The organism is Streptomyces sp. NPDC030799 (genome assembly GCF_055572255.1).
This window is the reverse complement of sequence record NZ_JBVIDS010000014.1, coordinates 164,252-177,719: the sequence shown is the minus strand read 5'-3', so window position 1 is coordinate 177,719 and position 13,468 is coordinate 164,252. Positions and strand designations below refer to the sequence as shown.

11 protein-coding genes are annotated in these 13,468 nt (G+C 70.8%); 5 read left to right on the top strand and 6 right to left on the bottom strand.

Going from position 1 to position 13,468, the window contains the following annotated elements; genetic code table 11:
* Positions 1-55: 55 nt before the first annotated feature.
* On the bottom strand, positions 56-748 hold the full coding sequence (locus ACZ41I_RS31685; RefSeq protein ID WP_363215047.1) for a response regulator: 693 nt from the start codon (positions 746-748) through the stop codon (positions 56-58).
* Positions 749-905: 157 nt separating this feature from the next.
* On the opposite strand from ACZ41I_RS31685, the gene ACZ41I_RS31680 reads away from it, so the two are divergent.
* The 3 genes from ACZ41I_RS31680 to ACZ41I_RS31670 all read left to right on the top strand — a co-directional run bounded on the left by ACZ41I_RS31680 (position 906) and on the right by ACZ41I_RS31670 (position 3,691).
* Positions 906-1,721 (top strand): ABC transporter ATP-binding protein, encoded by an 816-nt coding sequence (locus ACZ41I_RS31680; protein ID WP_363215048.1) that lies wholly within the window; start codon positions 906-908, stop codon positions 1,719-1,721.
* On the top strand, positions 1,711-2,574 hold the full coding sequence (locus ACZ41I_RS31675; protein ID WP_399772389.1) for an ABC transporter permease: 864 nt from the start codon (positions 1,711-1,713) through the stop codon (positions 2,572-2,574). The genes ACZ41I_RS31680 and ACZ41I_RS31675 overlap by 11 nt, the downstream gene beginning before the upstream one ends.
* 67 nt (positions 2,575-2,641) lie before the next feature.
* Positions 2,642-3,691 (top strand): ABC transporter substrate-binding protein, encoded by a 1,050-nt coding sequence (locus ACZ41I_RS31670; RefSeq protein WP_399772387.1) that lies wholly within the window; start codon positions 2,642-2,644, stop codon positions 3,689-3,691.
* 10 nt (positions 3,692-3,701) lie between these two features.
* Here the strand turns inward: ACZ41I_RS31670 and ACZ41I_RS31665 are convergent, their stop codons facing one another.
* The 4 genes from ACZ41I_RS31665 to ACZ41I_RS31650 form a co-directional block, all read right to left on the bottom strand.
* On the bottom strand, positions 3,702-4,382 hold the full coding sequence (locus tag ACZ41I_RS31665; protein ID WP_468515670.1) for a response regulator: 681 nt from the start codon (positions 4,380-4,382) through the stop codon (positions 3,702-3,704).
* Positions 4,379-6,058 carry an ATP-binding protein gene (locus ACZ41I_RS31660; RefSeq protein ID WP_468515669.1) on the bottom strand — a complete coding sequence of 560 codons (1,680 nt, stop codon included), beginning with the start codon at positions 6,056-6,058 and terminating at the stop codon, positions 4,379-4,381. The genes ACZ41I_RS31665 and ACZ41I_RS31660 overlap by 4 nt, the downstream gene beginning before the upstream one ends.
* A gap of 85 nt (positions 6,059-6,143) precedes the next feature.
* Positions 6,144-7,085 carry a sucrase ferredoxin gene (locus tag ACZ41I_RS31655; RefSeq protein ID WP_468515668.1) on the bottom strand — a complete coding sequence of 314 codons (942 nt, stop codon included), beginning with the start codon at positions 7,083-7,085 and terminating at the stop codon, positions 6,144-6,146.
* A gap of 53 nt (positions 7,086-7,138) precedes the next feature.
* The gene (locus tag ACZ41I_RS31650; RefSeq protein ID WP_468515667.1) at positions 7,139-8,407 is read right to left on the bottom strand and encodes a citrate synthase; all 1,269 of its coding nucleotides are present in this window, start codon (positions 8,405-8,407) and stop codon (positions 7,139-7,141) included.
* Between the two features lie 111 nt (positions 8,408-8,518).
* Here ACZ41I_RS31650 and ACZ41I_RS31645 point away from each other — a divergent pair, with 111 nt between their 5' ends.
* Together ACZ41I_RS31645 and ACZ41I_RS31640 are read left to right on the top strand one after the other, a co-directional pair.
* Entirely contained in the window at positions 8,519-9,685 is a 1,167-nt protein-coding gene (locus ACZ41I_RS31645) for a citrate synthase (RefSeq protein ID WP_399772376.1), read from the top strand.
* A 150-nt stretch (positions 9,686-9,835) separates the two neighbouring features.
* Positions 9,836-10,921: a CobW family GTP-binding protein gene (locus ACZ41I_RS31640; protein ID WP_468515666.1), complete on the top strand. Its 1,086-nt coding sequence runs from the start codon at positions 9,836-9,838 to the stop codon at positions 10,919-10,921.
* Here the strand turns inward: ACZ41I_RS31640 and ACZ41I_RS31635 are convergent.
* Positions 10,918-13,377, bottom strand: coding sequence for a DNA topoisomerase (ATP-hydrolyzing) subunit A (locus tag ACZ41I_RS31635; protein WP_399772371.1), 2,460 nt, complete (start codon positions 13,375-13,377; stop codon positions 10,918-10,920). The two genes, ACZ41I_RS31640 and ACZ41I_RS31635, sit on opposite strands and share 4 nt — an antisense overlap.
* Positions 13,378-13,468 lie beyond the last annotated feature (91 nt).

Here is a 13,468-nt window from a genome sequence, read left to right as displayed (position 1 = left end):
GCAGCCGTCACCCTCGCACAGCTCCTGATGTGGGCGTGAGACTTGAAGACGACTCCTAGGGCGCCACCCAGGCGTACCGGTGCTCGGGCCGGCCGGTGTCGCCGTACTTCAGGGACAGCCGCAGGCGGCCGGCCTGTTCCAGGTGGCGGAGGTAGCGCTGGGCCGTGGAGCGGCTCAGGCCGGTCCTGGCGGCCACCTCGTGGGCCGACAGCGGCTGGCCCGCACGGTGCAGGACACCGCAGATCAGATCGGTCGTGGGCTCCGAGTGGCCGCTCGGCAGGCCGGGCGCGGACGGTGCGGGAGCGGCGCGCAGCGCTCCGAAGATCCGGTCCACCTGCTCCTGGCCCGTCAGGCCCCGGCCGCCGACGCGGTCCACCGTGCGGCGCAGGGCGGCATAGGAGTCGAGGCGGGCGCGCAGGGCGGCGAAGGTGAAGGGTTTGACCAGGTAGTGCAGGGCGCCCAGGCGCATCGCCTGCTGGACGGTCGTCACATCGCTGGCCGCGGTGATCATGATGACATCCGTGCCGTGGCCCTGCTCCCGCATGCGGTGCACCAGGTCGAGACCGGTCCGGTCCGGCAGATAGTGATCGAGCAGGACCAGGTCGATGCCGCCGCGCTCGACGGCGGCCAGGGCCTGGGCGGCGCTGTGCGCGCGGGCGGCCACCCGGAAGCCGGGAACCTTTCCCACGTACTTGGCGTTTATCTCAGCGACGCGGAAGTCGTCGTCCACGACCAGGACGTCAATCATCAGGCCTCTCCTAAGGCCGGCGAGCGTTAAGCCCGTGTTTCGTGCTCCGCAGTTGTAGCGCGAGCAAAATGAGCACAACAGGCTCTTGCGAGCAAAAGAAGGGCTTGTGCTCACAAGACTCCTGCTGTGGCCGGGGCCACACCTACCGTCCCGGGCCATGAGCGCACACACCAGCCCCGCCATTGAGCTGCGGGGCGCGAGCAAGACCTTCAGAACCCCGTCAGGGGGACTGCACACGGCCGTGCGCGGTCTGGACCTCACCGTCGAGCGCGGCGAGTTCGTGGCCGTCGTAGGACCGACCGGCTGCGGTAAGTCCACCACGCTGACGCTGGTCAGCGGCCTGGAGGAGCCCACTGAGGGCGAGGTGCTGGTGGCCGGCGAGCCGGTCGACGGCGTCGGCGACAAGGTCGGTTTCGTCTTCCAGCAGGACGCCACGTTCCCCTGGCGCACGGTCCTGTCCAACGTCATGGCCGGCCCGCGCTTCCGGGGCGTACCGAAGGCCGAGGCCAAGGAGAAGGCCCAGGAGTGGCTGGCCCGCGTCGGACTCGCCGCCTTCGAGGACCGCTACCCGCACCAGCTCTCCGGCGGCCAGCGCAAGCGCGTCGCCCTCGCCGCCACTTTCGTCAACGACCCCGAGATCCTGCTGATGGACGAGCCGTTCTCGGCGCTGGACGTGCAGACGCGGGCCCTGATGTCGGACGAACTGCTGGAGCTGTGGGAGGGCACGGGAGCCTCCGTCGTCTTCGTCACCCATGACCTTGAGGAGTCCATCGCGCTCGCCGACAAGGTCGTCGTGATGACCGCCGGCCCCGCGACCGTGAAGCAGGTCTTCGACATCGACCTGCCCCGGCCGCGCAAGGTCGAGTCGGTGCGCCTTGAGCCGCGGTTCATCGAGATCTACCGCGAGATCTGGGAGTCCCTCGGCGAAGAGGTCCGCATCACCCGCGAAAGAGGTGCCGCCCATGTCGCCTGAGGTCATCAGCACGCCGGTCGTCGACACGGCCAAGGTCCCGGACCGCGCCCAGTCGCGGGCCCAGGCCGCCCGCCGCCGCAAGGCCCTCGTCTCCGCCGCGCGCGTGCTGCTCCTGGTGGCCGTGCTGGGCCTGTGGGAAGGGCTGTCCCGGGCCAAGATCATCGACTCGTTCAACTTCTCGATGCCGTCGCAGATCTGGGACCAGATCTGGACCTGGGTCATGCACGGAACCGCGCTCGGATCGCTCGGCGAACAGATCTGGTACACCCTCTACGAGGCACTCCTCGGCTGGGTCTTCGGTGTGGTTGCCGGTGTGTTGCTCGGCATTGCGCTCGGGCGGATCAGATTGCTCGCCGAGGTCCTTGGTCCATACATCAAGGTTCTCAACTCGATTCCCAGGATCGTCCTGGCGCCGATCTTCCTGATCTGGTTCGGGCTCGGACCGTCCTCCAAGGTCGCCTCCGCCGTCGTGCTGGTCTTCTTCCCGGTGTTCTTCAACGCCTTCCAGGGCGCCCGGGAGGTGGACCGCAACCTGGTGGCCAACGCCCGCATCCTGGGTGCCAGCGACCGCCGGGTCACGCTCCAGGTGGTCATCCCGTCGGCCACCTCCTGGATCTTCACGAGCCTCCACGTCAGCTTCGGCTTCGCGCTCATCGGCGCCATCGTCGGCGAGTACATCGGCGCCACGAAGGGCATCGGCCTGCTCGTCTCCCAGTCGCAGAACACCTTCAACTCGGCCGGTGTGTACGCCGCGATGGTCATCCTCGCGGTCGTCGCCCTCGCCGCCGAAGGACTGCTCACGTTTGCCGAGCGCCGCATCTTCCGCTGGAAGCCCGCCGGTTCCGACGACTGACCGGCCCCGCCCCGGACCAGCCCCCCACGCCTTCCCCGCACCGCCCTCTCACAAGGACGTGAACCGCATGCGCAACACCGCCAGACACGCCTCCCTGGCCGCCGCCGGCCTGCTCGCCCTCTCCTCGCTCACCGCCTGCGCCAACGACGCGGCCAGCTCCACCGCCGACACCGGAGGCGGCGGCAAGGGTGAGACGGTCAAGATCATGGTCGGTGGCCTCGACAAGGTCATCTACCTGCCCGCCATGCTCACCCAGCGACTCGGCTACTTCCAGGCCGAAGGTTTGAATGTCCAACTCCTCAGCGAGCCCGCCGGTGTCCAGGCCGAGACCGCGCTCGTCTCCGGCCAGGTGCAGGGAGCGGTCGGCTTCTACGACCACACCCTCGACCTGCAGACCAAGGGCAAGTCGGTGGAGTCGGTCGTCCAGTTCTCGCACGCGCCCGGTGAGGTCGAGGTCGTCTCGGACAAGGCGGCCGGAGACCTGACCTCGCCCAAGGACTTCAAGGGCCGCAAGCTGGGCGTGACCGGGCTCGGCTCCTCCACCGACTTCCTCACCAAGTACCTGGCGGTCAAGAACGGCGTGAACGTCAGCGAGTTCTCGCCCGTCGCCGTGGGCGCAGGGCCCACGTTCATCGCGGCCCTGCAGAACGGGGCGATCGACGGCGGTATGACCACCGACCCGACCGTCGCCACGATCCTGGACAAGAAGGCCGGGAAGGTCCTTCTCGACATGCGCACCCCCGAGGGCTCGCAGAAGGCACTGGGCGGGCCGTACCCGTCGTCAAGTCTGTACATGCAGACGGACTGGGTGAACGGGCACAAGGACACCGTCCAGAAGTTGGTCAACGCGTTCGTCAAGACGCTCAAGTGGATGTCCACCCACAGCGCCGACGAGATCGCCGCGAAGATGCCCGCCGACTACTCCCAGGGCAACAAGGCCCTCTATGCACAGGCCATCAAGAGCACCCTGCCGATGTTCACCGACGACGGCGTGATGCCCCAGGGCGGCCCGGAGACCGTTGAGAAGGTCCTCAAGTCGTTCAACGCCAACATCAAGAACGCCAAGGTCGACTTGAGCAAGACCTACACGACCGAGTTCGTCAACGCTGCCAAGTAGACGAGTCCGCTCAGCCGCGGGTCGCCCACACGTAACGGTGTTCCGGGCGGCCCGCGTCGCCGTATTTGAGGGTCAGCCGCGCCCGTCCGGTGCGCTCCAGGAGTTTCAGATACCGCTGGGCCGTCTGCCGGCTCACCCCGGTCCGCTCGGCGATCTCGTGGGCGGACAGCGCCCCTTCGGCGTTCATCAGCGCCTGGCGCACCAGCTCGGCCGTCGTGGGGGAGTGCCCCTTGGGCAGCGCGGGCTCCGACGGCGCGGACAGGGCGCCGAAGATGCGGTCCACCTGGGCCTGTTCGGCCTCGCCGCCGCCGTCCAGGGTGCGCCGCAGCTGCGCGTACGCCTCCAGTTTGGTGCGCAGACCGGTGAAGGCGAACGGCTTCACCAGGTACTGCAGCGCCCCCTGCCGCATCGCGGCCTGGACGGTCGACACGTCCCGCGCCGCCGTCACCATGATCACGTCGGTCTCGTGGCCGCGCCGGCGCATCTCCCGCACGACCGCGAGACCGGTGTCGTCGGGCAGGTAGTGGTCCATGAGGACCAGGTCCAGCCGCGGCAGCGTCTCCACCTGGCGCAGCGCTTCGGCGGCGCTGTGCGCCTCGCCGACGACGTGGAATCCCGGCACCTTCGCCACGTACGCGGCATTGACCCGGGCGACGCGGGTGTCGTCGTCCACGACCAGGACCTCGATCATCGCGCCTCCTCCTCGGTGAGGGCGGCAGGCTCGGCGGACTCGTCGAGTACCGAGGGATCCAGCTCAGGATCGGTCAGCGTCTCCGGCAGGACCACGGTGAACTCCGCACCGCCGCCGTCCGCCGCGTCCACCGTCGCGCTCCCGCCGTGCCGTTCGGCGAGCCGACGCACCAGTGAGAGCCCGATGCCACGCTTGCCGTGCGCCGGCGGCTGCTTGGTGGACCAGCCGTCAGCGAAGACCAACTCCCGCTGCTCGGCCGGGATCCCGGGGCCCGTGTCGCGCACTCTGAGCACCACCGTACGGCCCTCGGTGCGCAACTCGACCTCCACGCGCGCGTGGAGCGTGCCGGCGACCGCGTCGAGGGCGTTGTCGACCAGGTTGCCGACCACTGTGACAAGGCCCCGCGGATCGATCAGCCGGTCGGGCAGCCGGGTGCGCTCCGACACCCACAGCGCGACACCGCGCTCGGCCGCCACGGTCGCCTTGCCGACCAGCAGCGCGGCCAGCAGGGGATCCTGGATCTTCTCGGTGACCTGCTCGGCCGTGGCCCGGTGGTCGCCGACCACTTCGCCGACGAACTCCACGGCGTCGTCGTACATCTCCAGTTCCAGCAGTCCGAGCAGGGTGTGCATGCGGTTGGCGTGCTCGTGGTCCTGGGCGCGCAGGGCGTCGATCAGTCCGCGCGTGGAATCCAGTTCACGCCCCAGCCGCTCCAGCTCGGTGCGGTCGCGCAGGGTGGCCACGGCGCCGCCGTCGTCGGTGGGCATGCGGTTGGCGACCAGCACCCGCTGGCCGCGCACGGTCAGCAGGTCGGTGCCGGTCACCCGGCCGGCCAGCACGTCCGTCGTACGGCCCGCACCGAGCGCCGCGTCGGGGGTCTGTCCGACGGCCTCGTCGCCGATGCCCAGCAGCCGCCGCGCCTCGTCGTTGAACAGGCGGATACGGCCGCCGCGGTCGAGGGCGACCACGCCCTCACGGATGCCGTGCAGCATCGCCTCGCGCTCCGCGAGCAGCGCCGAGATGTCGGAGAAGGCCAGGTCCCGGGTCTGCCGCTGGACCCGGCGGGAGATCAGCCAGGCGGCCAGCGCACCCACCGCGAGGGCACCGCCGGCGTAGGCCAACAGCCCCGGGATCGCGCTGATCAGCCGTGCCCGCACACTGTCGTAGGCGATACCGACCGAGACCGCGCCGATGATGCGGTGGTGTACGTCGTACAGCGGCACCTTGCCGCGCGCGGAGCGGCCCAGGGTGCCGGTGTCGATCTGCATGACCTTGTGGCCGGCCAGCGCCTCTTTCGGGGAGGTCGAGACATGGTCGCCGATCTCCGAGGGGGTGGTGTGCGACCAGCGGACGCCCCGTCGGTCCATCACGACGATGTATTCGGCGTGGGTGGCGTGCCGGATCCGCTCGGCCTCCTTCTGCACCGGTCCGTCGGTGGTCGGCGGGGTCGTCAGGACGCCCTCGGCGATCTGCGGGTCCTGGGCCGTGGTCTCGGCGATGGCCAGCGCCCTGCGCATCGCCTCCTGGTCCAGCTGCCTGCTCAGCGGCGCCAGGAACAGCCCGGTCGCGAGCACCGCGACCCCCGCGGCGATCGCCACCTGCATCAGCAGCACCTGCGAGAAGACCCGCCGTGGCATACCGAGACGCAGACGGCGTGCGGAGGGCGTGGGGCTCATACCCATGACGGTACGTGGAAGGACTCACCACGCCCCAGGGGGTGTGGTGGGGATCTCTTGACCAGTTCTTGAACGAGGTGGCCGCTCAGCTCGCCAGCGCCGTCGGCCTCAGCTCGCGCACGTCGACCACGTCCATCCGCGCGGGCGTCCCCAGCACCGCCGCGCCACAGCTCTCCGGACGGGGCGGCAGCGACGCGCCCTGCGCCACGGTCACCCGCCAGCGTCGGCCGTCGGCGTGTCCGACGGTGACCTGCCAGCGCGGAGCCCTGCCGTCGGTCCGTACGATGCTCAGCACCCCCGCCCGGTACTCGCCGGCGGCCGACCGGACAGCCAGCTCGGCCGCCTGACCGGGCCGTTCCCAGGCCGAGCACCCCCGGCAGCCCTCGACCACGACGCGCCCTTCCTGGACGCCGTGCAGCGCCTCCTTGACGGTGTGCGCCTCGACGCGGCCGTAGGCGTAGCCGTACGGCAGGACGAGCACGGTCGGCGAGAAGCGATGTCCACCCAGATGGGTGACCTCCCAGACGCCGCGCACTTCGGAGGCGGCCAGTTCGGCGGCCAGGGGGCGGCCCAGGAGGGCGCAGCAGCGGTCACGCTTGCCGTTGGTGCACACCAGCGCGAGCGGGTCGCCGCGGTGCGGCCGGCCGCCGAGCGCGGTGCCGAAGGAACGGTGGTCACCCGCTCCGAGGGCGGCGAAGTCCAGTCCGAGCAGCCGCCGGGGATCGCGGATCCTGGCGCTGTGCAGCCAGGTGCGGCCCGGCATGGTGTGGGCGGCGTACAGCTGCCGGACGGAGGGCCTGCCCGGGTCGGCGTGACGTCCGGGGCGCCGGATGAGCGCGACGCGTACGCCGGTTCCCTCGGCGGCCGACTCCAGGGCCCGGCCCAGTGAGGGGTCCAGGTGACTCGAAGTGAGCGCCTTGGCGCCCCACGGGCCGGGTTGTTCCAGCAGCAGCCACGTCGTCGCCGTGGCCGCCGTGCCGGAAACGGGCTCGTCGAGGCTCCGGGAGACGGTCGCGCACCTACTCACAGAGGTGAGCCTAACCTGAGTCTTCCTGGGGCGACTTCCGGTGTCGTCGTGTCCTACTCCGGGCGGGGCTGCGGAGGCCGCGGGCCGACGTAGTGGCCGACGGGGCGCATGCGCAGGGGGCGCTCGCCGTACTCCTCCAGGGCGTGCGCGATCCAGCCCGCCGTACGTGCGACGGCGAAGATCGTCTCGCCTGCCGTTGCGGCCATGCCGCTGGACGCGGTGAACACCGCCAGGGCCAGGTCGACGTTGGCGTGCAGCGGGGTGTGCCGCGCGGTCGTGGCGACGATGTCACGGGCGGCGAGCAGGGCGGACTCCGCGCGCGGGACCTGCTCCAGAAGGCCGAACAGCACGCGCGCGCGGGGATCCTCGCCGGTGTACAGCCGGTGGCCGAGCCCGGGGATGCGGCGGCCCGCGCGCAGTTCGTCGGCGATCACCGGGACCGCCGTGCCCTGGTCGAGCACGTCGAGCAGCATGCGGTGGGCCATGCCGCTCGCGGCACCGTGCAACGGGCCCTCCAGGACGCCGAACCCGGCCGAGACGGCCGCGTAGACGTGTGCGCGGGCCGAGGCGGCGACCCGGACCGCGAGCGTGGACGCGGCCAGGTCGTGGTCGGCGAGCAGGGCGAGCGCGGTGTCCAGGACGCGTAGCGACGCCTCGTCGGCCGGGCGGCCGGTCAGCCGGCCCCACAGCCGGTGGGCGAGCGGGCCGTCGTCCTTGTGGGCGTGCCGGGCCGGCGGCAGCGCGGCGACGAGGGTCGGGATGAGGATGCGTGCGGTGTTCAGCACGGCGTCCTCCGACAGGTCGAAGCGCAGCGGGTCCTCGGCCGCCGCGGCGATCGCCGCGACGCGCAGCCGGTCGGTGGGGGAGGCGTGCTCGCTCAGGGCGTTGACGGCGCGGCGGGCCACCTCGACGGTGGGTCCGGGCGCGGAGAAGGCGACGCCCGGGGTCAGCCGGCCCGTCCACAGCCATTCCGCGACCTCCTCGTAGGAGTGACGGAGCGCCATCTCCACGGCGTCGACGCCCCGGAAGAAGTACCGGTCCCGCTCGATCAGCGTGATCCGCGTCCGCACGGAGAGGTCCCCGCCGGCGCCCGGGCTCACGGCCGCCTCGCGCCGGTGGCGCCGGGCGAGGGCCTCGACCTCCTTCGCCTCGAAGGTGCTGGACCGGCCGCCGGGCTCGCGTCTGCTGCTGAGCAGGCCGCGGCTCACGTACGCGTACACGGTCTCGGGCTTCACACCGAGCAGTTCGGCGGTCTCCTTGGTGGTCAGCCTCCGCCCGGGACGGCCGGGCGGGACGGGTTCGGCGGGTTCGTGTGCGCGCATGGGGGTCACCGTAGCCGCCTCCGCATACCTTGATCGCTACATTGATTCAATCAATATTGACAACAACTTAGTCAAGCATGGACAGTCGAATCAAGTCCAGGGAGGAGAACCATGGCCGTCAACAGGACCGCAACCCCGCTCATCGACGCACCGCGCGGTCTCGCCGGCGTCGTCGTCACCGAGACCGAGATCGGCGACGTCCGCGGGCGGGAGGGCTTCTACCACTACCGCCAGTACTCGGCCGTCGAACTGGCACGGACCCGGGGTTTCGAGGACGTCTGGCACCTTCTGGTGCACGGTTCGCTGCCGGACGGGGAGCGCCGCGCCGCCTTCTCCGCCGAGACCGCGGCACTGCGCCGGCTGCCGCAGGAGGTCCGCGCGGCGCTGCCCGCGATCGCCGCGGCAAGCCGCCTCTCCGGCCCGCTGTCCGGACTGCGCACGGCCCTGTCGCTGCTGGGTTCGGCGCGGGGGCTGCGACCGGTGTACGACATCGACGCCGACCGGCGCCGCGCCGACACCGTGGCCGTCTGCGCGGCCGTACCCACGCTGCTCACCGCGCTGTACCGGCTCGGACAGGGCCTCGACCCGGTCGAGCCGCGCGAGGACCTCCGCTACGCGGCCAACTACCTGTACATGCTGAACGGTGAGGAGCCCGAGCCACGGCGGGCGCGTGCCGTCGAGCAGTACTTGATCTCCACCATTGATCATGGATTCAATGCGTCGACCTTCACCGCCCGCGTCATCGCCTCCACCGGTGCCGACGTGGCCGCCTGCCTGACCGGAGCCGTCGGCGCCCTGTCCGGTCCGCTGCACGGAGGCGCGCCCAGCCGGGCCCTGGACACCCTGGACGCCATCGGCACACCGGACCGGATCGACCCCTGGATCCGGGAACGGGTGCTCGCCGGTGACCGGATCATGGGCTTCGGACACGCCGTCTACCGCACGGAGGACCCGCGTTCGCGGATGCTGCGGGAGATCGCCCTCGGATTCGGCGGTCCGCGCGTGGACTTCGCGGTGGAGGTCGAGCGCCGGGTCGAGGCGATCCTCGCCGAGCTGAAACCCGGCCGCGAACTGCACACCAACGTCGAGTTCTACGCCGGCGTGGTCATGGAACTCTGCGGCCTGCCCCGCGAGATGTTCACTCCCACCTTCGCCGCCGCACGGGTGGTGGGCTGGAGCGCCAACCTCCTGGAACAGGCGGCCGACTCGAAGATCATCCGGCCGGTGGCGCGGTATGTCGGGCCGCAGCCGCCGGTCGCGGTACCGGCCGCCCGCTGACCGCGCGAGACGACAGCAGCGCCCTCTTATGCTGGTCCGGCAGCCGGTCCTCAGGGCCCCGGTCCACAGGGGCCCCGGTCCACAGGGCACCCCGTCCAGAGGGGCCCGGGTCCGCCAGGGCCACCCCGTCCACAGCAGAGAGGTCACCCGTTGGGGAACAGCAGCGGTCCGCAGATCCCGGTCGTCGTGCTCGCCGGTTTCCTGGGCTCCGGGAAGACCACGCTCCTCAACCACCTCCTGCACCGCAGCGGAGGCAGCCGCATCGGGGCGATCGTCAATGACTTCGGGGCCATCGAGATCGACGCGATGGCCGTCGCGGGCGCCCTCGGCGACTCCACCGTCTCGCTGGGCAACGGCTGCCTCTGCTGTGCCGTCGACGCCGGCGAACTCGACCTCTACCTGGACCGGCTCGCCGACCCGGACACCGGCATCGACGTGATCGTCATCGAGGCCAGCGGGCTCGCCGAACCCCAGGAACTCGTGCGGATGGTGCTGGCCAGCGAGCACCCGAGGGTCGTCTACGGCGGCCTGGTCGAGGTCGTGGACGCCGCCGAGTTCGACGACAGCCGTGCCCGGCACCCCGAGATCGACCGGCATCTGGCCCTCGCCGACCTGGTCGTGGTCAACAAGCTCGACCGCGCCGTGGACGGTGAGCGGATCCTCGGTCTGGTGCGGTCCCTCACGGACCGCGCCGCCGTGGTCCCCGCCGCCTACGGCCGGATCGACCCGGAGTTCCTCTTCGACTGCAGGCCGAGCGAGGAGCGCATCGGGCAGCTGTCCTTCGACGACCTGCACGAGCACACCGGGGACGACGAGCGCGAGGAACACGCCGGTCATCTGCACACCGGCTACGACAGCCTGTCCTTCACCTCCGAGGTCCCCCTGGACCCCCGCCGGCTCATGCGGTTCCTGGACAGCCGGCCCGAGGGGCTGTACCGGATCAAGGGGTACGTCGACTTCGGACCGTACGACCCCCTCAACCGGTACGCCGTGCACGCCGTCGGCCGGTTCCTGCGCTTCTACCCCGAGAGCTGGGGCGCCACCGGCGACCGCCGCACCCAGCTCGTGCTGATCGGCTCCGGCATCGACACGGAAGTCCTCGGCCAGGAGCTCAAGGGGTGCCGGAACGACGCCCCACACGCCGACGAACACGGCATGTGGGGTGTCCTGCGCTATGTCCAGGGCTCCGAGCAGGAGCCCGGCCCGGAGCCGTACGAGACGTCGTACGAGGCCTAGAACACCGGCCCCGCGACCACCGACACCGTCTTGGCCAGCGACGTGCCCGAGCCGTCCCGGCGCGGGTCCAGCTCCGGCAGCTCCACCGGGGTGCCGGTCTTCTGCGCCGCACGCGCGGGAGCGGGTCCCGCCCAGGCCAGCGACAGGCAGTCCTCGCCCTTCAGGAACCGCTGGCAGCGCACACCGCCCGTGGCCCGGCCCTTGCGCGGGTACTGGTCGAACGGCGTCAGCTTGGCCGTCGTCTGCACCGAGTCGTCCAGCGTGCCGCGCGAACCCGCCACGGTGAACACCACCGCGTCGGCCGCGGGGTCGACGGCCGTGAAGGAGATGACCTTCGCGCCCTCGGCGAGCTTGATGCCCGCCATACCGCCCGCCGGGCGGCCCTGCGGGCGCACGATGGACGCCTGGAAGCGCAGCAGCTGCGCGTCGTCGGTGATGAAGACCAGGTCCTCCTCGCCGGTGCGCAGCTCCACCGCGCCGACGATCCGGTCGCCCTCCTTGAGGGTGATGACCTCCAACTCCTCCTTGTTGGAGGGATAGTCGGGCACCACACGCTTGACGACACCCTGCTCGGTGCCGAGCGCGAGGCCCGGCGACGACTCGTCCAGCGTGGTCAGGCAGACCACGGTCTCGTCGTCCTCCAGGGAGACGAACTCCGCCAGCGGCGCCCCTCCGGACAGGTTCGGGGCCGTGGCCGTCTCCGGCAGCTGGGGCAGGTCGACCACGTTGATCCGCAGCAGGCGCCCCGCCGAGGTCACCGCGCCGATCTCGCCGCGCGCGGTCGCCGGAACCGCGGAGACGATCACGTCGTGCTTGACGCGCCTGGCGCCGGCCTGATCCGGGAACGGCTCGGCGGTCGCCGTACGGGCCAGCAGACCCGTCGAGGACAGCAGCACCCGGCACGGGTCGTCGGCCACCTGCAGCGGCACCGCGGCCACCGGGGCGCCCGCCGACTCCAGCAGCACGGTGCGCCGGTCGGTGCCGAACTTCTTGGCCACGGCCGCCAGTTCCGCGGAGACCAGCTTGCGCAGCTCCGCGTCCGAGTCCAGGATCCGGGTCAGCTCCGCGATCTCCGCGGTGAGCTTGTCCTTCTCCGCCTCCAGCTCGATGCGGTCGTACTTGGTGAGCCGGCGCAGCGGCGTGTCGAGGATGTACTGCGTCTGCACCTCGCTCAGCGAGAAGCGCTCCATCAGGCGCTCCTTGGCCTGCGCGGAGTTCTCACTGGACCGGATCAGCCGGATGACCTCGTCGATGTCGACCAGCGCGGTCAGCAGGCCCTCGACCAGGTGCAGCCGGTCGCGCTTCTTGCCGCGGCGGAACTCGCTGCGCCGCCGGACCACGTCGAAGCGGTGGTCGAGGTAGACCTCCAGCAGCTCCTTCAGACCCAGCGTGAGCGGCTGGCCGTCGACCAGCGCCACGTTGTTGATGCCGAAGGACTCCTCCATCGGCGTCAGCTTGTACAGCTGCTCCAGGATCGCCTCCGGCACGAAGCCGTTCTTGATCTCGATGACCAGGCGCAGGCCGTGCTCACGGTCGGTGAGGTCCTTGACGTCGGCGATGCCCTGGACCTTCTTCGCGTTGACCAGGTCCTTGATCTTCGCGATGACCTTCTCGGGGCCGACCGTGAAGGGCAGTTCGGTGACCACCAGGCCCTTGCGGCGGGCGGTCACCGTCTCGATCGCGACCGTGGCGCGCATCTTGAAGGTGCCGCGGCCCGAGGCGTACGCGTCGCGGATGCCGTCCAGGCCGACGATCCGGCCGCCGGTGGGCAGGTCCGGTCCCGGCACGTGCTTCATCAGCGCGTCCAGGTCCGCGTTCGGGTACTTGATCAGGTGGCGGGCGGCCGCGATGACCTCCCGCAGGTTGTGCGGCGGCATGTTCGTCGCCATGCCGACCGCGATACCCGAGGAGCCGTTGACCAGCAGGTTCGGGAAGGCGGCGGGCAGCGCCACCGGCTCCCGCTCCTGGCCGTCGTAGTTGGGTGCGAAGTCGACCGTGTCCTCGTCGATCGACTCGGTCATCAGGCTCGTCGCCTCGGCCTGGCGGCACTCGGTGTACCGCATGGCGGCCGGCGGGTCGTCGTTGCCCAGCGAACCGAAGTTGCCGTGCCCGTCGACGAGCGGCACACGCATGGAGAAGGGCTGCGCCATGCGCACCAGGGCGTCGTAGATCGACGCGTCGCCGTGCGGGTGCAGCTTGCCCATGACCTCGCCGACGACGCGCGCGCACTTCACATAGCCGCGGTCGGGGCGCAGGCCCATCTCGTTCATCTGGTACACGATCCGGCGGTGCACCGGCTTGAGGCCGTCCCGTGCGTCCGGGAGGGCGCGCGAGTAGATGACCGAGTACGCGTACTCGAGGTAGGAGCCACGCATCTCGTCCACGACGTCGATGTCGAGGATCCTCTCCTCGAACGAATCGTCGGGCGGCGGGGTCTTCGTGCTGCGGCGGGCCATCGCTGCCTGGCTCCTTCTGATCTGTTTGTTCGCCTGCGGGGCGCCTCTCGACACCTACGCGCCCCTCCGGCTCGCTCTTGCGTGAAGCGTG

Excerpts from the sequence above, each read along its gene's own strand:
- ACZ41I_RS31635 (WP_399772371.1), bottom strand. The coding sequence starts at position 13,377 with ATGGCCCGCCGCAGCACGAAGACCCCGCCGCCCGACGATTCGTTCGAG.
- ACZ41I_RS31675 (WP_399772389.1), top strand. The coding sequence starts at position 1,711 with ATGTCGCCTGAGGTCATCAGCACGCCGGTCGTCGACACGGCCAAGGTC.
- ACZ41I_RS31680 (WP_363215048.1), top strand. The coding sequence starts at position 906 with ATGAGCGCACACACCAGCCCCGCCATTGAGCTGCGGGGCGCGAGCAAG.
- ACZ41I_RS31650 (WP_468515667.1), bottom strand. The coding sequence starts at position 8,407 with ATGCGCGCACACGAACCCGCCGAACCCGTCCCGCCCGGCCGTCCCGGG.
- ACZ41I_RS31670 (WP_399772387.1), top strand. The coding sequence starts at position 2,642 with ATGCGCAACACCGCCAGACACGCCTCCCTGGCCGCCGCCGGCCTGCTC.
- ACZ41I_RS31685 (WP_363215047.1), bottom strand. The coding sequence starts at position 748 with ATGATTGACGTCCTGGTCGTGGACGACGACTTCCGCGTCGCTGAGATA.
- ACZ41I_RS31645 (WP_399772376.1), top strand. The coding sequence starts at position 8,519 with ATGGCCGTCAACAGGACCGCAACCCCGCTCATCGACGCACCGCGCGGT.
- ACZ41I_RS31665 (WP_468515670.1), bottom strand. The coding sequence starts at position 4,382 with ATGATCGAGGTCCTGGTCGTGGACGACGACACCCGCGTCGCCCGGGTC.
- ACZ41I_RS31660 (WP_468515669.1), bottom strand. The coding sequence starts at position 6,058 with ATGAGCCCCACGCCCTCCGCACGCCGTCTGCGTCTCGGTATGCCACGG.